This window comes from Variovorax sp. GW821-FHT09A10, from assembly GCF_059418385.1.
Genome location: NZ_JBWKPT010000001.1, coordinates 1,377,876 through 1,402,762 on the forward strand (window position 1 = coordinate 1,377,876; position 24,887 = coordinate 1,402,762).

Here is a 24,887-nt window from a genome sequence, read left to right on the forward strand (position 1 = left end):
CTCCTCCTTGATTTCGCTGCGGGGAGCACCCAGTGCCCTGCGCACCAGGGCACGCTCTGCGTTCGCAGCCGATCAACGACCGCTGCTGGCAACGCTCACGTCGATGGGGTGCCTTGCGCAGCGAAATCAAGGAGGAGCCCGAAGGGCGGGGGACATTCGCGGAGCAAGGTGCCCCGTCGGCGGGAGCGCGCCCTGAAGAAGGACTGCGCTGCCAACGACAAGGCACCGACGAGCCCGATGTCATTTCATTGCGCCAGGACCGACAGCGCGTTCAAAGGCAGCTGGATGTGCACCATGCTGCTGGGCACCAGCGGCTCTTCGCCACCGCTGCGCGCATCGGCGGGCAGCTCGGCCTCGATCTCGATGCCCAGCGGCTCGCAGGCCAGGCGCGCCGAGGTGCGGTTGCCGAAGAACTCGGTGTCGAGCAGGCGTGCGGCGAAGCTGTTGGTGCCGAGTTCGGAACCGAAGCGCTTCACCACCACATGCTCGGGCCGGATGCCCACGGTGGCTTGCGAACCGACGCTGAGGTTGCCCGGTGCGCAGAACAGTTCGCTGTCGCGCACACGCACCTTGCCGTCGGCCAGCACGGTGGCGGGCAGCATGTTCATGCGGCCCACGAAACCCGCCACGAAGCGGGTGCGCGGCTTGCGGTACAGCTCGTCGGGCGTGCCGGCCTGCTCGATGCGGCCGTTGTGCATCAGCACCACACGGTCGGCCATCGAGAGGGCTTCTTCCTGGTCGTGCGTGACCATGATAGTGACGATGCCCAGGCGCTTTTGCAGCGCGCGGATTTCGCTGCGCAGCGTGGCGCGCACCTGCGCGTCGAGCGCGGAGAGCGGCTCGTCGAGCAGCAGCAGACGCGGGTTGGGCGCCAGCGCGCGCGCCAGCGCGATGCGCTGCTGCTGGCCGCCCGAGAGCTGCACGGGGTACTTGTCGGCATGCGCGGTGAGCCCGACGAGGTCGAGCATCTCGCGCGATCGCTTGGCCATCTCGCGCGCCAGGGCGCCCGTGGGGTGCAGGCCGTAGGCGATGTTCTGCGCCGCCGTGAGGTTGGGGAACAGCGCATACGACTGGAACACCACGCCGAAGCCGCGCGCCGCGGGCGGCAGGCCCGCGATGTCCTGGCCGCCGAGCAGGATCTGCCCGCTGTCGGCGCGCTCGATGCCGCACACGATGCGCAGCAGCGTGGTCTTGCCGCAGCCCGAAGGACCGAGCAGGCAGACGAACTCGCCGGGCTCGATGTCCAGGTCGATGCCGTCGAGCACGCGCGTGGCGCCAAAGGACTTGCCGATGCCGCGAAGGGAGAGAAAGCTGGTCATGTTCAGTGGCCCCAGTCGAGAAACACCGCGGAACCGGCTTTGCCGGGCCGCTGGTGTTGCCCCCGGTGAGGGGGTTGACGTAGCGACACGAAGTGCGCGAAGACTGGGGGAGAGCCCATTACATGGGTTTCTTTTCGGCCTTGGCGTCGTAGCGCTTCGACCATTCCGTCAGGATGCGGTCGCGGTTCGCAGCGGCCCAGTTGAAGTCGTTCTTGGCCAGCAGCTTCTCGACGTCGCCCGGCACGAACTCCAGCTTTTCCTGGATGCCCGGCAGCGCGAGCACGGCGAAGTTCTTCGCGTACAGCTCGTTGGCCTGCTTCGTCACGGCCCAGTCGGCCAGGGCCTTGGCGGCGTCCTGCTTCTTGCTGGTCTTCATGATGCCGGTGGCTTCCATGTCCCAGCCCAGGCCTTCCTTGGGCAGCACGATGTCGATGGGGGCGCCGTCGCGCTTGGTCTTGTTGGCGCGGTATTCGAACGACATGCCCAGCGCGAACTCGCCGGCGCCGGCCTGGCGGCAGGGCTTGCTGCCCGACAGGCTGTACACGCCGATGTTCTGGTGCAGAGCGTCCATGTACTTCCAGGCCTTGTCTTCGCCCATCATCTGGATCCAGCCCGACACCATGAGGTAGCCGGTGCCCGAGGCCGCGGGGTTGGGCATGGTGATCTGGCCCTTGTAGACCGGGTTGGTCAGGTCGGCCCAGCTGGTGGGCTTGGGCAGGTTCTTCTTCGTGGCTTCGGCGGTGTTGAAGCAGATCGCCGACGACCACACGTCCATGCCGACCCACTTGGGCGGGTTGGCCGTGTCGCGCATGGTGGGCTTGATGGCGTCCAGGCCCTTGGGGGCGTAGGGCTGGAGCATGCCTTCCTTGTCCAGCAGCATCAGCGAGGTGGCGGCCAGGCCCCACACCACGTCGGCCTGCGGGTTGGCCTTTTCGGCCAGCAGCTTGGCGGTGACGATGCCGGTGGAGTCGCGCACGAACTTCAGTTCGATGGCCGGGTTCCCTTTTTCGAAGGCGGCCTTGTAGGCCTGCACCTGGTCGGCTTCGAGCGCGGTGTAGACCAGCAGCTCGGTGCGGCCCTGGGCCGATGCGGCGAAAGCCAGCGAGAACAAGGCGGCGGGCACGGCGGCCCACATCAGACGACGATGCAGCATGGGAGATTCCCTCGAGGTAAGAACAGGCGATGTACGCAAAAAGAAAACACGGCCGGGGCCGTGAACGCAGCGATGCTCGCAGCGGTATGTGACAAAGGTTTGTCACATGGCAGTACCCGCGCCGCGGCGTTTGCACTTTCGTCACACGGCTGTCATCGAGCGGCGCGAGCCTGTACAGGCTGTCGCACCCGTTCTTTTGCAATCCCATGACACTCGACCTCGCCGAGATCGCCCGCCTGTTCGCCGAACGCGGCGGGCTGGCGTACGCGGGCGAGCCGGTGTCGCAGCTCGAACACGCGTTGCAATGCGCCTGGCTGGCCGAACAGGCCGGCGCCGGCGACACGCTCGTGACGGCTGCATTGCTGCACGACCTGGGGCACCTGCTGATCGCCGAGCACCAGACGCTGTCGCACTCGCCCACCGAACTGGGCATTGACGACCGCCACCAGTACATCGCGCTGCCGCTGCTGCGCGGCGCCTTCGACGTGGCGGTGCGCGAGCCGATCCGCCTGCATGTGGACGCCAAGCGCTACCTGTGCGCGACGCGGCCGGACTATGTCTCGAAGCTCTCGCCCGATTCGGTGCGCAGCCTGGCGCTGCAGGGCGGCGTGATGGACGCCGACGCGGCGCAGCGCTTCGCCGGCCTGCCGTGGTCGGGCGACGCGGTGCGGCTGCGGCTGTGGGACGAAGAAGCGAAGGTCGAAGGGCTCAAGACGCCGGCGCTGGCGCACTTCCTGGCGACCGCTGCGCGGATCATGCTGCGCTGAGCGGGCGTACCTGCGCCCCGGGGCAGTTCTGGCATTTCAGGTGCATCGGGCACCTCTGGCGGAATTTCAGTTCCGTTTAAGAAACATTTGTCTACGATGGGTTCCTCACGATGACCGGCGCACCCGCGCCTGCGAGGAAACCCGAATGTCTTTATCCGTCACGGCGCGCGCCAGCTCGTTCATCCAGGTCCTGCGCCGCGTCTTCACGCTCGCGGCGCCCTACTTCCGGTCCGAGGAGAAATGGCGGGCACGTGCCATGCTGCTGGGGATCATTGCCCTGAACCTTTTCTACGTCTATGTGGCGGTGCTCGGCAACCAGTGGTACGGGCGCTTCTACGACGCACTGCAGAACAAGGACGTGGTCGCCTTCTGGCGCGAGGTGCGGGTGTTCGGCTGGATCGCCTTCTTCAACATCGCGGTGCAGGTGCTCAAGTTCTATGTGACGCAGTTGCTGCAACTGCGCTGGCGCACCTGGATGACGCGCAGCTACCTGTCGCGCTGGATGGCGGACCGCACCTTCTATCACCTGGAACTGGCGCGCTACGCCGGCAAGGACGGCACCGCGCCGGACAACCCCGACCAGCGTATCCAGGAAGACATGCAGATGTTCACCAGCGCCACGATGTCGCTCTCGATGGGCCTGCTGAACGCCGTGGTCACGCTGCTGAGCTTCATCGGCCTGCTCTGGACGCTGTCGGGCAATTTCTCGTTCACGGCCGGCGGCACCACATACCAGATCGTCGGCGCGATGGTCTGGCTGGCGCTGGGGTATTCGATCGTGGGCACCGTGGTCACGCACTTCATCGGCCGCCCGCTGATCGGGCTGAACTTCCGGCAACAGCGCTTCGAGGCCGACTTCCGCCATCACCTGGTGCGCGTGCGCGAGTACAGCGAAGCCATTGCGCTCGACCATGGCGAGAAGGTCGAGAGCGGCCAGCTCAACCTGCGCTTCGGCGACGTGCTGCGCAACTACCTGCTGCTGATCAAGCAGCAGAAGAACCTGGTGACCTTCACCTCGTTCTTCGGCCAGGCGGCGGTGATCTTTCCGTTCATCGTCGGGGCTCAGCAGTATTTCGGCGGCTCGATCCAGCTCGGCCACCTGATGCAGATCGTCTCGGCCTTCGGCAAGGTGCAGGAGTCGCTGAGCTGGTTCGTCGACAACTACGACAGCGTGGCCGTGTGGCGCGCCACCACCGATCGCCTGACCAGCTTCGACGACGCCATGAAGGCCCACGCGACGCGCGACAACGAACTGCAGCGCGACACGGCGGCCGTCCTGCACACCGACGACCTCGGGGTGGCCCTGCCCAACGGCACGGCGCTGCTTGCCGGTGCCGCCCTGTCCGTGGCGCCCGGCGACAGCGTGCTGTTGCAGGGACCTTCGGGCAGCGGCAAGTCGACGCTGTTCCGCTCCTTCGCGGGCATCTGGCCGTTCTCGCGCGGGCATGTGCAAGTGCCCGGCGACGCGATGTTCATGCCGCAGCGCCCCTACGTGCCCGACGGCAAGCTGCGCGATGCGCTGACGTATCCGAATCCGGCCTCGAACTACAGCGACGACCAGTTGCGCCAGGCGCTCGCCGATGCCCTGCTGCCGGACCTTGCCAGCCGCCTCGACGACAGCGACGCGTGGAGCCAGAAGCTCTCGGGCGGCGAACAACAGCGACTGGCCATAGCCCGCGTGCTGCTGAGAAAGCCGGCATGGCTGTTCGCCGACGAGATCACGAGCGCGCTCGATGCCGAGGCCGAAAGCGTGCTGTACAAGCGCCTCGCCGCCACGGTGCAGGCCGCGGGCGGGGCGATGGTGTCGATTGCGCACCGCGCGGCCGTGGGCGATTTCCACAACCAGCGGTGGACGCTGGTGCCGCGAACCGGTGGCACGGCGGGAGACGGTGGTGCGCGCTACCGCTTGAACACGGCCGCTCAGCCCGCTGCGGCGTAGCGCTCCCAGCCCTTCTTGCGCAGGTCGCAGGCCGGGCATTCGCCACAGCCGTAGCCCCAGGCCTGGCGGTGTTCGCGGTCGCCGAGGTAGCAGGTGTGGGTTTCTTCGACGATCAGGTCGACCAGCGGCTGGCCGCCCAGGCGGTGGGCCAGCGCCCAGGTCTCGGCCTTGTCGATCCACATGAGCGGCGTCTCGATCACGAGGCGGCGCTCCAGGCCGAGCGACAGCGCGAGCTGCATGGCCTTCATGGTGTCGTCGCGGCAGTCGGGGTAGCCCGAGAAGTCGGTTTCGCAGACGCCGGTGACGATCACCTGCAGCCCGCGCCGGTAGGCCAGCGCGCCCGCGAGCGTGAGGAACAGCAGGTTGCGCCCCGGCACGAAGGTGTTGGGCAGGCCGTCGGCCTGCATGGCAAAGGCGACTTCCTCGGTGAGCGACGAGCCGCCGAGCTGGGCCAGCGCGGCCAGCGTGAGCACGTGGTCTTCGCCCAGGCGCGGCGCCCATTCGGGAAAGCGCTCGCGCATCTTCGCGAGCACGGTGCCGCGCACGTCGAGCTCGACGCGGTGGCGCTGACCGTAGTCGAAGCCCAGCGTTTCGACACGTTGGTACTTGGACAGGGCCTCGGCCAGGCAGGTGGCCGAGTCCTGGCCGCCGGAGAAGAGAACGAGGGCGGTGGTGTGCAGGGGCATGGAGCCTCCGGGAAATAGGAAAAAAAGGAAAGCGGCCGGCGCGCCCGGTCAATCTTCGAGCAGGATGCCGCTGCCGCCGGAGGGGCCGCGCACGCCGACGGCCTCGACCTCGGCGATCTGCTCCGCCGGGAAGAACTTGCACAGGCAATGCTCGATGTCGATGTACTCCCCGGCATGGACCACGGCCAGCATGTGCGCCAGGATCTGCTGGTAGACGGTCACGACGTGGTCGATCAGCACGGCGTCGAAGCTCCACAGGCGGCTCATGTACTGCCCCGGAATGCCGACGACCGCGGTGACGGTGCCCGGCGGGCGCCGCTGGGCGAACACCACCTTGCCCGCGAAACGGGCGTCGGCATAGCGGCCGATGTCGGCGCGCTCGGTGAGCTGGTAGCGACCGCTGACCTTGAAGACGCGCGACACGTCGGCCAGCAGGCCTTCGGAACGCAGGAAACCGAACATGACCTCCAGGCAGAGGGTCTCGGTCAGGTTCTTGACGATGCTGAGGTCGTAACCCGCGGCGATCCGCTGCACCTCGCCGTCGCCCGAGAAGTCGAGCACCCGGTCGACCGCCCGCGCCAGCACGACGCGCTGGAGTTCGTTGTAAGGCACGGCGCCCATCTCGACCAGGTAGATGCGGGCGCCCGGGTCCTGCAGGCGGATGCTGGCCAGGGTGTACAGCGTCTGCGCCAGGCGCTGGTCGCTGTCGAACACCCCGATCTTCGTGTTGAGGGCACTGGAGACGAGGTAGAGATTGACCATGGCGGGCTGATTTTATTCAGCGCGCTGACACCCGGATACGATGCCGCGCATGAACACCAGATCCCTTGCCGCATGGGCCGCCACCTTCGCGGTCCTTCTGGCCCTGGACATGCTCTGGCTCGGCGTCGTCGCCAAGGACATGTACCAGCACGCGATGGGCACGCTGATGTCGCCCGACCCGCGGCTGGGCGTGGCGACGGCGTTCTACCTGCTCTATCCGATCGGCCTGCTGGTCTTCGCCATCGTGCCAGGCCTGCAAGCGCAGGGCCTGCTGCGCGCCGCACTGCTCGGCAGCCTGTTCGGCCTCTTCTGCTACGGCACCTACGACCTGACGAACCTCGCGACGATCCGCGACTGGCCGCTGGCGCTGTCGTTCATCGACATGGCCTGGGGCACGCTCGTGAGCGGCGTGGCCGCCGGTGCGGGCGCGCTGGCCCTGCGCAGCAACGTGACACGCGCAAGACAGTCACGCGCAAACAAAGACTGAACTTTCGCGGCCGGCCCGCATCGTCACGGCCGAGTCACCGGAGGTCTCTAGATTGCACTCCCTGAGTCGGTGCGCAGCACGCGCGCCGAACGTCACGACCTTCGAGGGAGTCCGTTGCATGAATCACCGTTTGATCGCCCCGGCGCTGCTGGGCGCTTCACTGATGCTGTCCGCCTGCGGCGGCAGCAACAACAACAGCCCGTCGCTGCCGTTCCTTCCGCCGCCCACCACGCCGCCGGCCGCGCAGGCACAGAAGAACATCCTCTTCTTCCTGGGCGACGGCATGGGCATCACCACGCTGACCGCTGCGCGCATCTACAAGGTCGGTGAGGACGGCGACCTGACGATCGACACGCTGCCCGAGACCGCCTTCGTCCACACCTATTCGAACGACGCGCAGGTGACCGACAGCGCGCCCTCGATGTCGGCCTACATGACCGGCGTGAAGATGAACAACGAGGTCATCTCGATGAGTGCCGAAACCCGCGCCACCGACGCCTCGGGCAAGGCCTACCACCTCAACTTCGACAGCACCTGCCCCTCGGGCAACGGCCAGGCCGTCGACACGCTGCTCGAGCAGAGCAAGGCCAAGGGCTACGCCACCGGCGTGGTCACCACCACGCGCATCACGCACGCCACGCCCGCCGCCACGTATTCGCACGTGTGCCACCGCGACGCCGAAAACACCATCGCTGCCGCGCTGGTGCCGGGCGGCGCCGGCTACAACGGCAAGCTGGGCGACGGCGTCGACGTGTTCTTCGGCGGCGGCACCGACTACTTCACGGCCAAGGAAGCCGGCGGCAAGCGCAACGACAAGCGCGACCTGATCGCCGAGCTGAAGACGGCCAAGTACAGCTTCGCCGCCAGCCGGGCCGAGTTCGACAAGCTGCCGGCCGACGGCGCCACCAAGATCGCCGGCCTCTTCACCAAGAGCCACATGGCCTACGACCTGGACCGCAACCCGACCAAGGAACCCAGCCTGGCCGAGATGACGGGCAAGGCCATCGACGCGCTGGCCGCGCGCAAGAAGGGCTTCTTCCTGATGGTGGAAGGCGGGCGCATCGACCACGCCCTGCACGCCACCAACGCGCGCCGTGCGCTGCAGGACACCGGCGCCTTCGACGACGCCATCAAGCTGGCGCTGCAGAAGATGCAGGCCATCGACCCGGGCCTGAAGAACACGCTGGTGGTGGTCACGGCCGACCACGACCACACGCTGCAGCTCAACGGCTACGCCGCACGCACCGGCAAGACCGAATCGGGCAAGCCCGGCGTGCTCGGCCTGGTGAAGGACTACGTCGACACCAGCAAGACCAGCAAGGACGTGAACGGCATGCCCTACACCATCATCGGTTTCGGCAACGGCCCGCACCGCACGGCACGCGACATCGCCATCAGCGAGGCCGACCTGGAGCTGCCCGACTACCGCCAGGAAGCCGTGGTGCCGATGGACCCCGCGAGCGATTCCGAAACCCACGGCGGCGCCGACGTGTTCCTGGGCGCGCAGGGCCTGGGCGCCGACAACTTCTCGGGCGTGATCACCAACACCGACGTGTTCGGCCTGATCAGGAAGGCGGTCGGCCTGTGAAGGGCGGCTGCCACTCACGGACGAACACAACCATGCACACGACCATGAACCGCACCCTCCGCACCCCCCGCCTGGCCGCCGCGCTCGTCTGCGCCGCCGCCGGCATGCTCGCCACCGGCGCCCACGCCGCCGGCGAAGCCAAGAACGTGATCTTCTTCCTCGGCGACGGCATGGGCCCCGTCACCGTGACCGCCGCGCGCATCTACAAGGGCGAGAAGCAGCTGGCCGCCAAGCCCGGCTCGCTGGTGAGCCCCGAGCGCGCGAACCTCACGATGCAGTCGCTGCCGTATGCGGCGCGCGTGAAGACCTTCTCGCTCGACGGCCAGACCACCGACAGCGCGCCCTCGATGGCCGCCTACATGACCGGCGTGAAGATGCGCAACGAGGTGATCTCGATGTCCAGCGACACGGTCGCCGTCGACAGCACCGGCAAGCAGTACATCAACGGCGAGAACACCACCTGCCCGCCGACCAACGGCCAGGCCGCCGACACGCTGCTCGAGCTCGCCAAGGCCAAGGGCCGCGCGGTCGGCGCGGTGTCGACCACGCGCGTCGGCCATGCCACGCCGGCCACCACCTACGCGCACATCTGCAACCGCAACGGCTACAACACCATCGCCGAGCAGAGCGTGCCGGGCCACGCCAACTACAACCCCAAGCTGCTCGACGGCGTGGACGTGCTGCTGGGCGGCGGCCAGCGCAACTACCTGCCGACCACGGTCCTGGCAGGCAGCAAGCGCACCGACGGCGTCAACCTGGTGACGGCGATGCAGGCCAAGGGCTACACCTACGTCGACACCGGCACCAAGCTGCGCGCCGTCGACGCGGGCGCCACGGGCAAGCTGCTGGGCCTGTTCACGCCGAGCGAAATGGCCTACGAACTCGACCGCGTGAAGCAGAACCTCGACCAGCCCAGCCTGTCGGAAATGACCGAGAAGGCCCTGGGCGTGCTCAGCAAGAACGACAAGGGCTTCTTCCTCATGGTGGAAGGCGGTCGCATCGACCACGCGCTGCACGGCACCAACGCCAAGCGCGCGCTGGAAGACACGCTGGCCTTCGACACGGCCATCCAGACCGCGCTGGACTACATGAACAAGAAAGACCCGGGCCTGAAGAACACGCTGGTGGTGGTCACGGCCGACCACGACCACGCGATCGCCTTCAACGGCTACCCGAAGATCGGCAACCCGATCCTGGGCAAGGTCAACGGCTACGCCGACGGCAAGCCCTCGAAGGCGGCAGACGGCAAGCCCTACACCACGCTGGTGTTCGGCAATGGCGGACGGCCCAACGCGACGGCCGCCAGCCAGGTCAACCCGGAAGACAGCAACAAGCCGTGGATCGCGCCGGCGCGCGGCGCCTCGCGCGACGACCAGACCGCGATGGACACCACGGACGACAACTTCCTGCAGGAAGTCGGCATCAACCTGGGCACGCCGGGTTCGGAAACGCACGGCGGCGGCGACGTGATGCTGTTCGCGGGCGGCGCGGGCGCGAAGCTCTTCAAGGGCACCGTGGAGAACATCAAGGTGTTCAACAAGGTCAAGGAAGCGGCGGGCCTGTGAACGCTGCCGTGACGTTCAAGACGCTGCTGGCGGCGGCGGCCCTCGCGGCCCTTCCGCTGGTGGCCGGCGCGGCAGGCGATGATGCCGCCGCGCCCGACCAGACCCTGCGCATCACGCACCACGTGATGTCGATCGGCAAGGACGGCGTGCAGCGCGAAAGCCGCTACGCCGACCGCATGGTGCGCCGCGCCGGCACGGTGTGGATCGAGCGCGAGCTGCCGCCCGCGCTGCGCGCCGGCCACGACCACGAGGCCAGCGAAGGCAAGGTGCACATCGGCCACGCGCACGCCGACAACACGGCCGCGCCGCTGTGGCTGCGCCGCGATGCGGCCGGCACGGTGCAGGTGAACATGGTGCTGCGCCAACAGCGCAAGGTGATCGAGGTGGACGCGGCCAACTACGGCAACGTCGGCTACAGCGGCTCGTGGGCCAACGCCTACTGGCTGATCGACCCGGCCAGCCTGCCGCGCATGAAGGCGCTCGGCACGGCGCGCGGTGGCGTGCAGCGCTACGAGCTGCCGCAAGGCGAACGCACGCTGCGCGTCGACTGGGATGTGGCGGGCCGCTATGCGCGCAAGATCGAGCAGCGCGACGCGCACGGCACCTCGCTCAACGTGATGACCGCCTCGGCCATCGCCGCACCGAAGGTGCTGCCGTGGCAGCAGGTCGAAAGCTACGCGCGCGGCGACTACTCGGACCTGCTGGACTGACCCACCGCTGTTAAAGGAAGCGCTAAAGGAAGCGCTCGAGCAGCTTGCGCGAGGCGCGGTCGAGCACCTTCGCATCGGGAATGCGGAACTGCACGCCGTGCGCGCTCGCGATGAGCAGCGCACCGCCCTCGAGGCGGCGGATGTCTTCCTCGGCCTTGAGCACGAAGCTGGTGTCGCCGCGGTCGGTGCTCACGGTCCAGGTGCTGGGCACGCCGAAGCTCGACACGCGGTGCAGCTTCAGCAGCGTCGGCGCAAAGTCGCGCACCGCGAGTTCTTCGGTCAGCAGCGCCTGCGTGGGGGCGGGCAGCTGGTCGACGCGGTCGACCCACACGAGTTCCCGGCCTTCGCTGCCGACGAGCGACACGCCCTCGTTGGGCGCGCTGAGCGGAAAGGCGCGCACGGGCGTCACGCCCACGTGGCGCTCGCCCTGTGCGTCGGTCAGCACGAGGCGGCCGAAGGTGTCGCGGGCCAATTCGAAGTTGTTGTTGCTGCTGCTCATCACACGTCCCCTGCCGGATGGGCCGCGTGGCTCACGGCCAGCGGCACCTGGGCGTTGGCGCGCTCGTCGGCGGCGCCCTCGCTCACATCGTCTTCATCGCCCTGGCGCAGCTGCGCCTGGTACAGGCGCCAGTAGGCGCCCTGCTTGGCCATGAGCGCGTCGTGCGGCCCGACCTCGACCACCTCGCCGCGGTCCATGACCACGAGGCGGTCCGCCTTGCGCAGCGTGGACAGGCGGTGGGCGATGGCGATGGTGGTGCGACCCTGCACGAGGTTGTCGAGCGCCTTCTGGATTTCCTTTTCGGTCTCGGTGTCGACGGCCGAGGTGGCCTCGTCGAGGATCAGGATGCGCGGGTCGATGAGCAGGGCGCGCGCAATGCTGATGCGCTGGCGCTCGCCGCCCGACAGGCCCTGGCCGCGCTCGCCCACCAGCGAGTCGTAGCCGTGCGGCAGGCGCAGGATGAAGTCGTGCGCGTGGGCCGCGCGGGCTGCGGCGACGACTTCTTCGCGCGTGGCGTCGGGCTTGCCGTAGGCGATGTTCTGCGCGATCGTGCCGAAGAACAGGAAGGGCTCCTGCAGCACCAGCCCGACGTGGCGGCGGTAGTCGGCCACGGCGAAGCGGCGGATGTCGGTGCCGTCGACCTTGATGGCGCCGTCGGTCACGTCGTAGAAGCGGCAGATCAAGTTGACCAGCGTGCTCTTGCCCGAGCCGCTGTGGCCCACGAGGCCGATCATCTCGCCGGGCTCGATGGTCAGGTCGAGGTCGTGAATGACGGCGCGCGAGCCGTAGCGAAAGCCCAGCCCGCTCATCTCGATGCGGCCCTGCACGCGCTCCACCTTCACCGGGTTCGCCGGCTCGGGCACGTTGCTCACGTGGTCCAGGATGTCGAAGATGCGCTTGGCGCCGGCGGCGGCCTTCTGCGTGACCGAGACGATGCGGCTCATCGAATCCAGGCGCGTGTAGAAGCGGCCGATGTAGGCAATGAACGCGGTGAGCACACCCACCGTGATGTGGCCGCGCGCCACCTGCCAGATACCGAAGGCCCAGACCACGAGCAGGCCGATTTCGGTGAGCAGCGACACGGTCGGCGTGAACAGCGACCACGTGCGGTTGAGCTTGTCGTTGACCTGCAGGTTGTAGGCGTTGGCCACGCGGAAGCGCTCGGCTTCGCGGCGCTCCTGCGCAAAGGCCTTGACCACGCGGATGCCGGGAATGGTGTCGGCCAGCACGTTGGTCACTTCGGACCAGACGCGGTCGATCTTCTCGAAGCCGGTGCGCAGGCGGTCGCGCACGACGTGGATCATCCAGGCGATGAAGGGCAGCGGCACCAGCGTGACCACGGCCAGCAGCGGGTTGATCGAGAACAGGATGACCGCCGTCATGACGATCATCAGCACGTCGTTCGCGAAATCGAGCGCATGCAGCGACAGAAAGACGTTGATGCGGTCGGTTTCCGAGCCGATGCGCGCCATGAGGTCGCCGGTGCGCTTGCCGCCGAAGTAGTCCAGCGGCAGGGTCAGCAGGTGCTCATAGGTGGTGGTGCGCAGGTCGGCGCCGATGCGCTCGGACACCAGCGCCAGCAGGTAGGTGCGCGCCCAGCCGAGCCCCCAGCCGACCAGCGCCGCGATCAGCAGGCCGCCCAGGTACAGGCCGACCCGGCCGGAGTCGATCTTCTGCCCGTTCTGGAACGGAATCAGGATGTCGTCCATCAGCGGGATGGTCAGGTACGGCGGCACCAGCGTGGCGGCGGTGGAAATGAGGGTCAGAACAAACCCGAGGATCAGCTGCTTGCGGTACGGCCCGGCGAAGCGGCCCAGGCGCAGCAGCACCCAGGTCGAAGGCGGGGTCTGGAGCTCGGTGTCGGTGCCTTCGGCCTCGAGGCCTTCGGGCACCTCTTCTGTCGCCTTCGTGACAGCCGGCGCGGCGCGCTGGCCGAACAACTTGAGCAGCTTCAGCGCCGCCGGCTGGCCGGCCAGGGTGTAGCGCCAGCGGGCGAGCTGTCCGGCGGGGCCGATGAGGTCGAGGGTTCCGACGCCTGCGTGGTCGGAAAGACGCATTTCCAGGGCCTGCTCTGTGAGTGGCCACTCACGCCACTCACCACCGGGTTCCAGGGCGATGAGGCGCTGGTCGGTCAGGGCGACGAGGCCCGTGGCGAAGCGAAGTTGGTCGTCGAGGTCAACCGCAAGTGTTACCGAAACGTTTTCAGTGCCTGCGAGTCGGCTTTTCAGCACGCCTGAGACCGCCTCCGTTTCGCCCGCCTGGGCGCCGACTGGATCGTGATGTTGCATTGTGTTTATTTGACTCTTGCCCGTCGCGGGCCGCAGGGACCGCGTCATGGCGCCCTTGGTCGGGCGCCGATTCTGACCGATCGCCATGGGAGCGCTTGAAGGCGCCGTGGTGCTCGGCCAAAGCACATCGAACGTTTGCATGACCCGTTTCGACGACATCCAATTGCTGCGCATCAACTATTTGCGCGGTCCCAACCTCTGGACCTACCGTCCGGTGCTCGAAGTCTGGCTCGACCTGGGCAAGCTCGAGGACTTCCCCTCCAACAAGATCGACGGTTTCACCGACCGGCTGACCACCCTGCTGCCGGCGCTCATCGAGCACCACTGCGGCGTGGGCGAGCGCGGTGGCTTCATCCAGCGCCTGACCGAAGGCACCTGGTCGGGCCACGTGCTGGAACACGTCGTGATCGAACTGCTGAACCTGGCCGGCATGCCGACCGGCTTCGGGCAAACCCGCAGCACCTCGGAGCACGGCGTGTACCGCATGGTGTTCCGCGCCCGTGACGAGCAGGTCGCCCGGGTGGCGCTGGCCGAAGGCCACCGCCTGCTGATGGCGGCCATCAACAACGACCCGTTCACCGCCGCCGACGTGCAGACCGCCGTCGAGGCCGTCAAGGCCAAGGTCGAAGACTGCTACCTCGGCCCGAGCACCGCGGCCATCGTGTCCGCCGCCACCGACCGCGGCATTCCGCACATGCGCCTGAACAGCGGCAACCTGGTGCAGCTGGGCTACGGCGCCAACCAGCAGCGCATCTGGACCGCAGAAACCGACTACACCAGCGCCATCGGCGAATCGATCGCCAGCGACAAGGAACTGACCAAGTCGCTGCTCGCCAGCTGCGGCGTGCCCGTGCCGCACGGCCAGGTGGTCGAGTCGCCCGAAGAAGCCTGGGAAGCCGCCGAGGACATCGGCCTGCCCGTGGTCGTGAAGCCGTCGGACGCCAACCACGGCCGCGGCGTGTCGCTCGAACTGACCACGCGCGAGGAAGTCATGGCCGCCTTCGCGGTCGCCGAGCCCGAAGGCAGCGACGTGATGGTCGAGCGCTTCATCCGCGGCCACGAACACCGCCTGCTGGTGGTGGGCGGCGAGGTAGTGGCGGCCGCGCGCGGCGAGATCATCACCGTGACCGGCGACGGCACCAGCACCGTGGCCGGGCTGATCGACAAGCAGCTCAACAGCGACCCGCGCCGCGGCGCCGAAGAAGAATTCCCGCTCGACGTGATCGTGCTGGCCACCGACGCCAAGCTCCAGCTGGAGCTCAAGCGCCAGGACCTGGACGGCACCTCGGTGCCCGCCGCCGGGCGCGTGGTCACGATCCAGCGCAACGGCAACATGGCCTACGACTGCACCGACCTCGTGCACCCCGAGGTGGCGCACGCCGCCGTGCTCGCCGCCCGCGTGGTCGGCCTGGACATCGCGGGCATCGACATGGTCGCGCAAGATATTTCCAAGCCGCTGGGCCCGCAGGGCGGCGCGATCGTCGAGGTCAACGCCGGCCCCGGCCTGCTGATGCACCTGAAGCCGGCCATCGGCTCGCCGCGCCCCGTGGGCCGCGCCATCTGCGACCACCTGTTCCCGAACGACGCGCCCGGCCGCATCCCCGTGGTGGGCGTGGCCGGTTCGCGCGACACCGCCGTGCTCGCACGGCTGGTGGCCTGGCTCATCAACCTCGGCGGGCGCCACACCGGCCTGGCCTGCCGCGACGGCCTGTTCCTCGAACGCCGCCGCGTCGATGCACGCGACAGCGCCAACTGGGACGCCGGCCACCGCCTGCTCGTGAACCGCGCCGTCGAGGCCGTGGTGATCGAGAACGGCGCCGAGACCATCCTGCGCGACGGCCTGGCCTACGACCGCTGCGAAGTCGGCATCGTGACCGACCTCGAAGGCTGCGAAGCCCTGGCCGACTACGACATCACCGAGAGCGACCAGATGGTCAAGGTGCTGCGCACCCAGGTCGACGTGGTGCTGGGCGAAGGCACGGCCGTGCTGAACGCCGACGAGCCGCGCATCGCCGCGCTGGCGCCGCTGTGCGACGGCTCGGTCATCCTCTATGCGGCCGACCCGCAAGCCGCCGCGCTGTCCGCGCACCAGGCCGCCGGCGGCAAGGCCGTGCTGGTGCGCCAGGACCGCGTGGTGCTGGCCAACGGCACGAGCGAATCGTTCCTGCCCGGCCTGGGCCGCCTGACCATCTGGCGCGCGACCCACGTCGGCGTGAGCCTCGAAAGCCTGCTGGCCGCCGTGGCCGCCGGCTGGGCCATGGGCATTCCGCTCAACCTGATCGGCGCCGGCGTCGAGGCCTTCGAAGCCGACCTGCAGGCGGCCCTGGCCTCGCTGCAGCTGTCGCAGGCCTCGCCGCTCTCCCCGCAACAACAATTGGCATGACACGATGCGCCGCCCCGCCACCTGCGGGGCCGGCGCCCCGGTCACACCGCAAGATCACCGCAACCGCGCGCCCCGTGCCGTAGCCCCATGAAAGTCACCCGCATCCGCGCCCTGCGCGGCCCCAATCTCTGGAGCCGCCACACCACCATCGAGGCCGTCGTGGCCTGCGAAGGCGACGAGAACGCCGTCGGCAAGCTCGACGGGTTCGAAGCCCGCCTGCGCGCCCGCTTCCCGACCATCGGCGAGCTGCACCCGATGGTGCTCGGCCAGCCGCTGGCGCTGGCCCACGTGCTCGAGAACGCCGCCGTGGCGCTGCAGGCCCAGGCCGGCTGCGCCGTCAACTTCGGCAACACCGCGCCCACGACGGACGAAGGCGTCTACCAGGTCACCGTGCAGTACACCGAGGAAGACGTGGGCCGCCGCGCCCTCGCGCTGGCCGAGGAACTGATCCAGGCCGCGCTGGCCGACACCGCTTTCGACGCCGACGCCGCCATCACCGAGCTGCGCGACCTCGACGAGTCGGAGCGCCTGGGCCCGAGCACCGGCTCCATCGTCGACGCCGCCGTGGCGCGCGGCATTCCGTACCGCCGCCTCACCAGCGGCAGCCTGGTGCAGTTCGGCTGGGGCTCCAAGCAGCGCCGCATCCAGGCCGCCGAGATCGACAGCACCAGCGGCGTGGCCGAATCGATCGCGCAGGACAAGGAACTCACCAAGCAGCTGCTCAACGCCGCCGGCGTGCCGGTGCCGCTGGGCCGCCCCGTGAGCAGCGCCGACGACGGCTGGGCCGCCGCGGAAGAAATCGGCCTGCCGGTCGTGGTCAAGCCGCAGGACGGCAACCAGGGCAAGGGCGTGACAGTGAACATCACCACGCGCGAGCAGCTGAACTCGGCCTACGATTCGGCCGCCGTGTACGGCGAGGTGATGGTCGAGAAATTTTTGCCCGGTTTCGACTTCCGCCTGCTGGTGGTGGGCGACCGCCTCGTGGCCGCCGCGCGCCGCGACCCGCCGCAGGTCATCGGCGACGGCAGTTCCACCGTGCGCCAGCTGGTCGACACCGTGAACCTCGACCCGCGCCGCGGCGAGGGCCACGCCACCTCGCTCACCAAGATCCGCCTGGACGACATCGCCATCGGCCGGCTCGAGTCGCAGGGCCTCACGCCCGAGAGCGTGCCCGAGCTGGGCCAGCGCGTGGTGCTGCGCAACAACGCCAACCTCTCGACCGGCGGCACCGCCACCGACGTGACCGACACCGTGCACCCCGAAGTGGCCGCGCGCGCGGTCGATGCGGCGCAGATGGTCGGCCTGCACATCTGCGGCGTCGACATGGTCTGCGAGAACGTGCTGCGCCCGCTCGAAGAACAGCACGGCGGCGTGGTCGAAGTGAACGCCGCGCCCGGCCTGCGCATGCACATCTCGCCCTCGTTCGGCCGTGGCCGCGCGGTCGGCGAGGCGGTGATGGACACGCTCTTCGCCCCCGGCGACGACGGCCGCATTCCCGTGGTGGCCGTCACCGGCACCAACGGCAAGACCACCACCGCGCGCCTGATCAACCACATCATTGCCTCGAGCGGCCTGCGCACCGGCATGACGAACACCGACGGCGTGTACGTCAACGGCCGCCAGACCGACAGCGGCGACTGCAGCGGCCCCAAGAGCGCGCGCAACGTACTGATGCACCCCGACGTCGATGCGGCCGTGTTCGAAGTGGCCCGCGGCGGCGTGCTGCGCGAGGGCCTGGGCTTCGACCGCTGCGAGGTAGCCGTGGTCACCAACATCGGCAGCGGCGACCACCTGGGCCTGAACTACATCACCACGGTCGAAGACCTGGCGGTGCTCAAGCGCGTGATCGTGCGCAACGTGGCGCCCGACGGCTACGCGGTGCTCAACGCGGCCGACGTGAACGTCGCCGCCATGGCGGCCGGCTGCCCCGGCAACGTGATCTTCTTCACCGCCGACCGCATGCACCCGGTGATGGCCACGCACCGCGCGCAAGGCAAGCGCACCGTGTACGTCGACCAGGACACGCTGGTGGCCGCCGAAGGCTCGTGGCGCGAACGCATCGCGCTGCGCGACGTGCCGATCACGCGCGGCGGCACCATCGGCTTCCAGGTCGACAACGTGATGGCCTCGGTGGCCGCCGCGTGGGCCGTGGGCCTCGATTGGGACACCATCCGCAGCGGCCTGTCGAGCTTCATGAACGACGCGGCCGGCGTGCCCGGGCGCTTCAACGTCATGGACTACCGCGGCGCCACGGTGATCGCCGACTACGGCCACAACACCGACGCCATGAAGGCGCTGGTGTCGGCCGTGGACACCATGCCCGCCAACAAGCGCTCGGTGGTCATCAGCGGCGCGGGCGACCGGCGCGACTCCGACATCCGCGACCAGACCGCGATCCTCGGCCAGGCCTTCGACGACGTGATCCTGTACCAGGACGCGGCGCAGCGCGGGCGGGCCGACGGCGAAGTCATGGCGCTGCTGCGCCAGGGCCTGCAGGGCGCCTCGCGCACGCGCCAGATTGACGAGATCCGCGGCGAGTTCGTCGCCATCGACACCGCGCTGGCACGGCTGCAGCCGGGTGACCTGTCGCTCATCCTCGTCGACCAGGTCGAAGAGGCGCTGGCCCACCTCGCGCAGCGCATCGCGCAGGGCTGATCCGCCCGCCCCGCAGCGCAGGAGGCCCGCCCTCCTGGCGCTGACGGACGTGTCCCACACGCAGGGGCGCGTCCGGCCCGCTCCACGGCGCGCGGCTTGTCCCACAGCCCGGCGCCACCGGCCGGCCCACACTGGGGCACCGGTCGCGCCCTGCGTTCTTTTGTTTTCCTCTTCTTGTTCGTTCGCAGGGCGCGCCGCTTCAGGAGCCCCGATGACGATCCACACCTTCCGTTCCACGCTCTCGACGGCCGCCCTCGTGGCGGTCGGCGGCTTCTTCATGGCCGGCGCGCCGCTGGCCTCGGCCCAGGCGCCGGGCAGCGACGCGCGGATGCAAAAAGAACGTGCCACGTGTGACGGCGTGCAACAGGACCGCGCGGCCTGCCTGCGCGAAGCCGGCGCCGCGCGCCAGGAAGCCGGGCGCAACGGCCTGACCACCCCCGGTGCCGCGCGAGAAGACGCCAACGCGATGGCACGCTGCAGCGAACAACCCGTGGCCGACCGCGCGGACTGCGAAGCGCGCATGCGCGGCGGTGCGCGCACCACCACCGAAGGCAGCGTGATGGGCGGCGGCGTGATCCGCGAAACCGTCACCCCGCTGCCGCCGCAGCCTGTGCGCTGACCGCACCCGGCCATGAACTCGACCGCGCATGGCCGGTCCAACCCTTGCGGTCTTTCGTCCCGATACGCCACAAGGAGCACACCATGCCAAACAACGTGCGTTCGATGATCTTCGCCCTGCTCGCGATCAGCGGGCTGGCCACCTCCACCATCGCCGCGGCCGCCCGCGGAGACGGTGGCGGCGGCATCTACCAGCAGGAAGTGGCCGTCTGCGGCCACAACCAGCAGGACCGTGCCGCCTGCATCCGCGAAGCCGGCGCCGCGCGCCAGGCTGCGGCCCGCGGCGGCCTCACCTCCGCGCCCGACTACCGCGCCAACGCCGTGGCCCGCTGCAGCCTGCAGCCGCCGGCCGAGCGCGCCGACTGCGAGGCCCGCGTGCTGGGCAGCGCGGGCAACATCCGCAGCAATGTCGACGGCAGCGTGATGGGCGGCGGCGTGATCCGCGAGTCGGTCTCCACCGTCATGGTGCCCGTGCCGGCCGCGACGCTGCCGCCGCGGATGCCCGACCCCATGCCGATGCCGATGCCGGTGCCGCGCAACGCGCCGATGCAATGACGTGCCGATGAGCGCCTCGCCCGCAAGCGCGTGTTGGTGATAACACCGACGCCGCGTTCACGGGCGATGCCCTCATTTGTCATCAAATCGTCACAAAATACAGGCATGTGCTAGCTATAGTTCCCGGTCCCTGCCAACCGAGGAACACTTTCCCATGAATGCCATCAAGGTCGCTCGCCGATTCATCGAAACGGACCCGGCCAACGAATCGGCCAAGATCCTTGCCCAACTCGTGCTGGCGCTCGAAGCCGAACGCAGCTTCGAGTTGATCACGCTCTACAGCCTCGACTACAAGAGCTTCCAGCTTGCGATGGACATCCTGAAGGAGTGGCGCCTGGACCGCTACTACGCCAGCAAGTCCAAGCTGTTCGATCTGTCGCTGCAAGTCACCGAGCTCGAGAAGAGCTGACCCTCGCCGGGCACGCGGTGCTCAGGCGAACATCCCGCCCGACACCTCGATGCGCTGGGCATTCACCCAGCGGCTCCCCTCCCCCAGCAAGCCCGCGATCGCACCGCCGATGTCGTCGGGCTGGCCCGCACGTCCGAGCGCGGTGAAGCTCGCGACCATCGCGTTCACCTGTGCGTTGTCGCGCACCCTGCCCCCGCTGAAGTCGGTCTCGATCGCACCCGGTGCGATCGTGTTCGCCGCGATGCCGCGCTTGCCGAGTTCCTTGGCGAGGTAGCGCGTCAGCACTTCCACGGCGCCCTTCATCGCGGCATAGGCCGACGCGCCTTCCATGGCGAAGCGCGTCAGCCCCGACGACACGTTGACGATGCGCCCGCCGTCGTTGATCAGCGGCAGCAGCTTCTGCGTGAGGAAGTACGTGCCCTTGAAGTGGATGTTGTAGAGCGTGTCGAACTGCGCTTCGGTCATGTCCTCGAAGTTCACATGCAGGCCCACGCCGGCGTTGTTCACCAGGAAGTCGAAGCGCTCGCGCCGCCACGTGGCAGCCAGCGCCGTCTTCACTGATTCCGCGAACGCAGCAAAGGCCTGGCTGTCGCCGACGTCGAGTTGCAGCGCGACGGCGCGGCGCCCCTTCGCCTCGATCTGCGACACCACCGCCTGTGCGGCGGCTTCGTTCGACACGTAGGTCAGGATCACATCGACGCCGTCGGCGGCGAGCGCCAGCGCGGCGCTGCGGCCCAGGCCACGGCTGCCGCCGGTGATGAGTGCGATGCGCGATGCGTTGGGGGTGCTGGAAGCGGTCATTTCAAAGTCCTCGGTGGTTGATCGGTGAATCGATGGGAGGACTTTAAAAATTACCGGCAGAAAGATAAATTCCGCCAGACTACGCACACTGTTATCCAGAAACGAAACAATCCGCCGCCATGAGCACCGACGAACTGCGCATCTTCGCGAGGGTGGCCGAACTCGCGAGCTTCAGCCGCGCCGCCGACCAGCTCGGCCTGACCCGTGCCCGCGTCTCGGTGGCCGTGCAGCAACTGGAAGAGCGCCTGGGCACACGGCTGCTGCAGCGCACCACGCGCAGCGTGCGCCTCACGGAAGACGGCACGCGCTTTCTCGAGCGCTGCAAGGACCACCTGGCCGAAGGCGAGCAACTGGCCACCATGTTCCGCGCGAACACCGGCGGCCTCACGGGGCGCCTGTGCATCGATCTGCCGGCCACCGTGGCGCGCGACCTCGTCATTCCGCGCCTGCCCGAATTCCTCGCGCGGCATCCCGCGCTGGAGATCGGCATCAGCACCACCGACCGCCGCGTCGACCTCGTGAACGAGGGCTTCGACTGCGTGCTGCGCGTGGGGATGCTGGGCGACTCCGAACTCGTCGCCCGACCGCTCGGGTTCATGCGCATGGCCAACGCCGCGAGTCCCGCCTACCTGCAGGCGCACGGCACGCCGCAGACGCTCGCCGACCTCGCGCAGCACCGCATCGTGCATTTCGCGCAGACCCTTTCGCCGAACGACGCGGGCTGGGAGTACTTCGACGCGGCCCAGGGCCGCTACCGGATGCAGCCGGTGCGCGCCACCGTCACGGTGAACGGCACCGACGCCTACAACGCCGCGGCGGTCGCGGGCCTCGGGCTGATCCAGGCGCCGATCGCCGGCCTGCTGCGCGGCTTTGCGGCCGGCTCGCTCGTGCAGGTGATGCCGGCGTTCAGCGCGCGCCCGATGCCGGTGTCGCTGGTGTACGTCAACCGGCGCCAGCTCGCGCCGCGCGTGCTCGCCGTGATGAACTGGCTGACGGAGATCCTCACACCGTATTTCGTGGAGGACAGCAAACTCGCTATCGTCCCCAGCGCAGCACCAGCGGATCGAGCCGCTTCGCCGTCTCGATCAGGCCCGCGCGCGTCGCGGGGTGCATCGCCGGCAGCGGATGCCGCGGCGCCTCGCAAGCGATCACGCCGCCCTCCTTCATGAGCGACTTGCAGGCCAGCAGGCCCGCCTGCCGGTTCTCATAGTTGATGAGCGGCAGCCACTGCTGGTACAGCGCGAAAGCCTTGTCGCGGTCGCCCGCACGGTGCGCTTCGATGATCGGACGGATGCCGTCCGGGTAGCCGCCGCCGGTCATCGAACCGGTCGCGCCGGCATCGAGGTCGGACATCAGCGTGATGGCCTCTTCGCCGTCCCACGGTCCTTCGATGGCGTCGCCGCCCAGGCGGATCAGCTCGCGCAGCTTCGACGCGGCGCCGGCCGTCTCGATCTTGAAGTACGCGACCTGCTCGATCTCCTGCGCCATGCGCGCGAGGAACGGCGCCGACAGCACCGTGCCGCTGGCGGGTGCGTCCTGAATCATGATCGGAATCGTCACCGCATCCGAGAGGCGCGCGTAGAACTCGTGGATCTGCGGCTCGGGCACGCGGAAGGTCGCGCCGTGGTACGGCGGCATCACCATCAGCATCGCCGCGCCCATCGCCTGCGCGCGGCGGCTGCGCTCGGCGCAGACCTGGGTGCTGTAGTGCGTGGTGGTCACGATCACGGGCACGCGGCCCTTCACGTGCTCGAGGATGGTGCGCGTGAGCACCTCGCGCTCCTCGTCGGACAGCACGAACTGCTCGGAGAAATTCGCCAGGATGCACAGCCCGTCGGAGCCCGCGTCGATCATGAAATCGACGCAGCGCTTCTGGCTCTCCAGATCGAGCGCGCCCTGTTCGGTGAAGGTGGTGGGCACCACCGGGAAGATGCCGCGGTATCGGGGGGTCATGACGTGTGATCAGTGGGAGTGACGGGGCACGGCCGAGCCTCTGCAGCCGACCAGGAAATCGAAGTCGCAGCCTTCGTCGGCCTGCAGCACGTGGTTGACGTAGAGCTTCTGGTAGCCACCACCGCGCGTGCTCATCGGCTGCGCATCGGATGCAGACAACGACGCGAGGCGCGACGCCAGTTCCTCGTCGCTGACGTCCAGGTGCAACCGCCCCGCATCGCAATCGAGCTCGATCCAGTCGCCGTCGCGCACCGCCGCGAGCGGCCCGCCGTCGGCCGCTTCAGGCGCGACGTGCAGCACCACCGTGCCGTACGCCGTGCCGCTCATGCGCGCGTCGGAGATGCGCACCATGTCCTTCACGCCCTGGCGCAGCAGCTTCGGCGGCAGGCCCATGTTGCCGACCTCGGCCATGCCGGGGTAGCCCTTGGGGCCGCAGTTCTTCAGCACCATCACGCAGCTCGCGTCGATGTCCAGGTCTTCATCGACGATGCGCGCCTTGTAGTGCTCCAGGTTCTCGAACACCACGGCGCGGCCCCGGTGCTTCAGCAGCTCGGGCGTGGCGGCCGAGGGCTTGAGCACCGCGCCGCGGGGCGACAGGTTGCCGCGCAGGATGCGGATGCCGCCGTCGGCGATCAGCGGGTTGTCGAGCGGGCGGATCACTTCGTCGTTCAGGCTCGGCGCCTCGCGCACGTTGTCCCAGAGCGACTGGCCGTTCACGGTGAGCGCGCCGGGGTGCGGCAGCAGCCCGTTCTCGCCGAGGCGGCGCAGCACGGCGGGCAGGCCACCCGCGTAATAGAACTCTTCCATAAGGAATCGCCCCGAAGGCATGAGGTCGACGATGGTCGGCGTGTGGCTGCCGATGCGCGTCCAGTCTTCCAGTTCGAGATCGACGCCGATGCGCCCCGCGATCGCCTTCAGGTGGATCACCGCATTGGTCGATCCGCCGATGGCCGCGTTCACGCGGATCGCGTTCTCGAAGGCTTCGCGCGTGAGGATCTTCGACAGCGTGAGCCCGTCCTTGGCCATCTGCACCGCGCGCGCGCCCGACATCTGCGCGAGCACATAGCGCCGCGCATCGACCGCCGGAATCGCCGCGTTGTGCGGCAGCGAGGTGCCCAGCGCCTCGGCCATGCAGGCCATGGTGGAGGCCGTGCCCATCGTGTTGCAGGTGCCCGCCGAACGCGACATGCCGCCCTCGGCCGAGAGGAACTGGTGCAGGTTGATCTCGCCCGCCTTCAGCGATTCGTGCAGCTGCCACACGGCCGTGCCCGAGCCGATGTCCTTGCCGTCGAGCTTGCCGTTGAGCATCGGCCCGCCCGTGACCACGATGGCTGGGATGTCGCAGCTGGCCGCGCCCATCAGCAGCGCGGGCGTGGTCTTGTCGCAGCCCGTGAGCAACACCACCGCATCGACCGGGTTGCCGCGAATGGCCTCTTCCACGTCCATGCTCGCGAGGTTGCGCGTGAGCATCGCGGTGGGCCGCAGGTTCGATTCGCCGTTCGAGAACACCGGGAACTCGACCGGGAACCCGCCCGCCTCCGAGATGCCGCGCTTGACGTGCTCGGCGATCTTGCGGAAGTGCGCGTTGCAGGGCGTGAGTTCCGACCAGGTGTTGCAGATGCCGACGATGGGGCGGCCGTCGAACTCGTGGTCCGGGATGCCCTGGTTCTTCATCCAGCTGCGGTACATGAAGCCGTTCTTGTCGGCGGAACCGAACCATTCGGTCGAGCGCAGTTTCTTTGTCATGGGG

The 24,887-nt window shown here is 68.6% G+C and carries 20 protein-coding genes and 1 pseudogene; 12 read left to right on the top strand and 9 right to left on the bottom strand.

All coding sequences use genetic code 11. From position 1 onward, the window contains the following. Positions 1-245: 245 nt before the first annotated feature. The gene (locus tag AC07Q9_RS06560; RefSeq protein WP_492679435.1) at positions 246-1,319 is read right to left on the bottom strand and encodes an ABC transporter ATP-binding protein; all 1,074 of its coding nucleotides are present in this window, start codon (positions 1,317-1,319) and stop codon (positions 246-248) included. 118 nt (positions 1,320-1,437) lie between these two features. Beyond that, entirely contained in the window at positions 1,438-2,472 is a 1,035-nt protein-coding gene (locus AC07Q9_RS06565) for a putative 2-aminoethylphosphonate ABC transporter substrate-binding protein (RefSeq protein WP_495308148.1), read from the bottom strand. A gap of 206 nt (positions 2,473-2,678) precedes the next feature. On the opposite strand from AC07Q9_RS06565, the gene AC07Q9_RS06570 reads away from it, so the two are divergent. Both AC07Q9_RS06570 and AC07Q9_RS06575 read left to right on the top strand, forming a co-directional pair. After that, positions 2,679-3,239, top strand: coding sequence for a phosphonate degradation HD-domain oxygenase (locus tag AC07Q9_RS06570; protein WP_495308150.1), 561 nt, complete (start codon positions 2,679-2,681; stop codon positions 3,237-3,239). A 145-nt stretch (positions 3,240-3,384) separates the two neighbouring features. Then, positions 3,385-5,178: an ABC transporter ATP-binding protein/permease gene (locus AC07Q9_RS06575; protein WP_495308152.1), complete on the top strand. Its 1,794-nt coding sequence runs from the start codon at positions 3,385-3,387 to the stop codon at positions 5,176-5,178. On the opposite strand, the gene queC is transcribed toward AC07Q9_RS06575, so the two are convergent. Beyond that, the gene (gene queC / locus AC07Q9_RS06580; RefSeq protein ID WP_492734547.1) at positions 5,160-5,864 is read right to left on the bottom strand and encodes a 7-cyano-7-deazaguanine synthase QueC; all 705 of its coding nucleotides are present in this window, start codon (positions 5,862-5,864) and stop codon (positions 5,160-5,162) included. The two genes, AC07Q9_RS06575 and queC, sit on opposite strands and share 19 nt — an antisense overlap. 48 nt (positions 5,865-5,912) lie before the next feature. Then, positions 5,913-6,626: a hypothetical protein gene (locus AC07Q9_RS06585; RefSeq protein WP_495308154.1), complete on the bottom strand. Its 714-nt coding sequence runs from the start codon at positions 6,624-6,626 to the stop codon at positions 5,913-5,915. Between the two features lie 49 nt (positions 6,627-6,675). Here AC07Q9_RS06585 and AC07Q9_RS06590 point away from each other — a divergent pair, with 49 nt between their 5' ends. The 4 genes from AC07Q9_RS06590 to AC07Q9_RS06605 all read left to right on the top strand — a co-directional run bounded on the left by AC07Q9_RS06590 (position 6,676) and on the right by AC07Q9_RS06605 (position 10,976). Next, positions 6,676-7,113, top strand: a complete 438-nt coding sequence (locus tag AC07Q9_RS06590) for a DUF2177 family protein (RefSeq protein WP_495308156.1) — start codon at positions 6,676-6,678, stop codon at positions 7,111-7,113. Between the two features lie 118 nt (positions 7,114-7,231). Continuing rightward, positions 7,232-8,701 carry an alkaline phosphatase gene (locus AC07Q9_RS06595; protein WP_495308157.1) on the top strand — a complete coding sequence of 490 codons (1,470 nt, stop codon included), beginning with the start codon at positions 7,232-7,234 and terminating at the stop codon, positions 8,699-8,701. Between the two features lie 32 nt (positions 8,702-8,733). After that, entirely contained in the window at positions 8,734-10,266 is a 1,533-nt protein-coding gene (locus AC07Q9_RS06600) for an alkaline phosphatase (protein ID WP_495308160.1), read from the top strand. Next, positions 10,263-10,976, top strand: a complete 714-nt coding sequence (locus AC07Q9_RS06605) for a hypothetical protein (RefSeq protein ID WP_495308161.1) — start codon at positions 10,263-10,265, stop codon at positions 10,974-10,976. The genes AC07Q9_RS06600 and AC07Q9_RS06605 overlap by 4 nt, the downstream gene beginning before the upstream one ends. Positions 10,977-10,998: 22 nt before the next feature. Here the strand turns inward: AC07Q9_RS06605 and AC07Q9_RS06610 are convergent, their stop codons facing one another. Beyond that, on the bottom strand, positions 10,999-11,475 hold the full coding sequence (locus tag AC07Q9_RS06610; RefSeq protein ID WP_495301660.1) for a cyanophycin metabolism-associated DUF1854 family protein: 477 nt from the start codon (positions 11,473-11,475) through the stop codon (positions 10,999-11,001). Beyond that, positions 11,475-13,763 (bottom strand): cyanophycin metabolism-associated ABC transporter, encoded by a 2,289-nt coding sequence (locus tag AC07Q9_RS06615; protein ID WP_495308163.1) that lies wholly within the window; start codon positions 13,761-13,763, stop codon positions 11,475-11,477. Before AC07Q9_RS06615 ends, AC07Q9_RS06610 begins: the two co-directional genes overlap by 1 nt. Positions 13,764-13,902: 139 nt before the next feature. On the opposite strand from AC07Q9_RS06615, the gene AC07Q9_RS06620 reads away from it, so the two are divergent. The 5 genes from AC07Q9_RS06620 to AC07Q9_RS06640 all read left to right on the top strand — a co-directional run bounded on the left by AC07Q9_RS06620 (position 13,903) and on the right by AC07Q9_RS06640 (position 20,383). Further along, positions 13,903-16,146: a cyanophycin synthetase gene (locus AC07Q9_RS06620; RefSeq protein WP_495308165.1), complete on the top strand. Its 2,244-nt coding sequence runs from the start codon at positions 13,903-13,905 to the stop codon at positions 16,144-16,146. A gap of 87 nt (positions 16,147-16,233) precedes the next feature. Further along, on the top strand, positions 16,234-18,801 hold the full coding sequence (gene cphA, locus AC07Q9_RS06625; RefSeq protein ID WP_495308167.1) for a cyanophycin synthetase: 2,568 nt from the start codon (positions 16,234-16,236) through the stop codon (positions 18,799-18,801). Between the two features lie 211 nt (positions 18,802-19,012). Then, positions 19,013-19,420 carry a hypothetical protein gene (locus tag AC07Q9_RS06630; protein ID WP_495308169.1) on the top strand — a complete coding sequence of 136 codons (408 nt, stop codon included), beginning with the start codon at positions 19,013-19,015 and terminating at the stop codon, positions 19,418-19,420. Positions 19,421-19,503: 83 nt separating this feature from the next. Next, a complete protein-coding gene (locus tag AC07Q9_RS06635; protein ID WP_495308171.1) occupies positions 19,504-19,974 on the top strand; it encodes a hypothetical protein in 471 nt (156 codons plus the stop codon). A 154-nt stretch (positions 19,975-20,128) separates the two neighbouring features. Next, positions 20,129-20,383 (top strand): hypothetical protein, encoded by a 255-nt coding sequence (locus tag AC07Q9_RS06640; RefSeq protein WP_492679407.1) that lies wholly within the window; start codon positions 20,129-20,131, stop codon positions 20,381-20,383. A gap of 21 nt (positions 20,384-20,404) precedes the next feature. On the opposite strand, the gene AC07Q9_RS06645 is transcribed toward AC07Q9_RS06640, so the two are convergent. Next, entirely contained in the window at positions 20,405-21,184 is a 780-nt protein-coding gene (locus AC07Q9_RS06645) for an SDR family NAD(P)-dependent oxidoreductase (RefSeq protein ID WP_495308173.1), read from the bottom strand. A gap of 119 nt (positions 21,185-21,303) precedes the next feature. Here AC07Q9_RS06645 and AC07Q9_RS06650 point away from each other — a divergent pair. Continuing rightward, positions 21,304-22,170: pseudogene (locus AC07Q9_RS06650) on the top strand (LysR family transcriptional regulator); the annotation flags it as partial. A gap of 49 nt (positions 22,171-22,219) precedes the next feature. Here AC07Q9_RS06650 and AC07Q9_RS06655 read toward each other — a convergent pair. After that, a complete protein-coding gene (locus tag AC07Q9_RS06655; protein ID WP_495308175.1) occupies positions 22,220-23,137 on the bottom strand; it encodes a dihydrodipicolinate synthase family protein in 918 nt (305 codons plus the stop codon). Between the two features lie 9 nt (positions 23,138-23,146). Next, positions 23,147-24,883, bottom strand: coding sequence for an IlvD/Edd family dehydratase (locus tag AC07Q9_RS06660; RefSeq protein WP_495308177.1), 1,737 nt, complete (start codon positions 24,881-24,883; stop codon positions 23,147-23,149). Between the last annotated feature and the right edge of the window lie 4 nt (positions 24,884-24,887).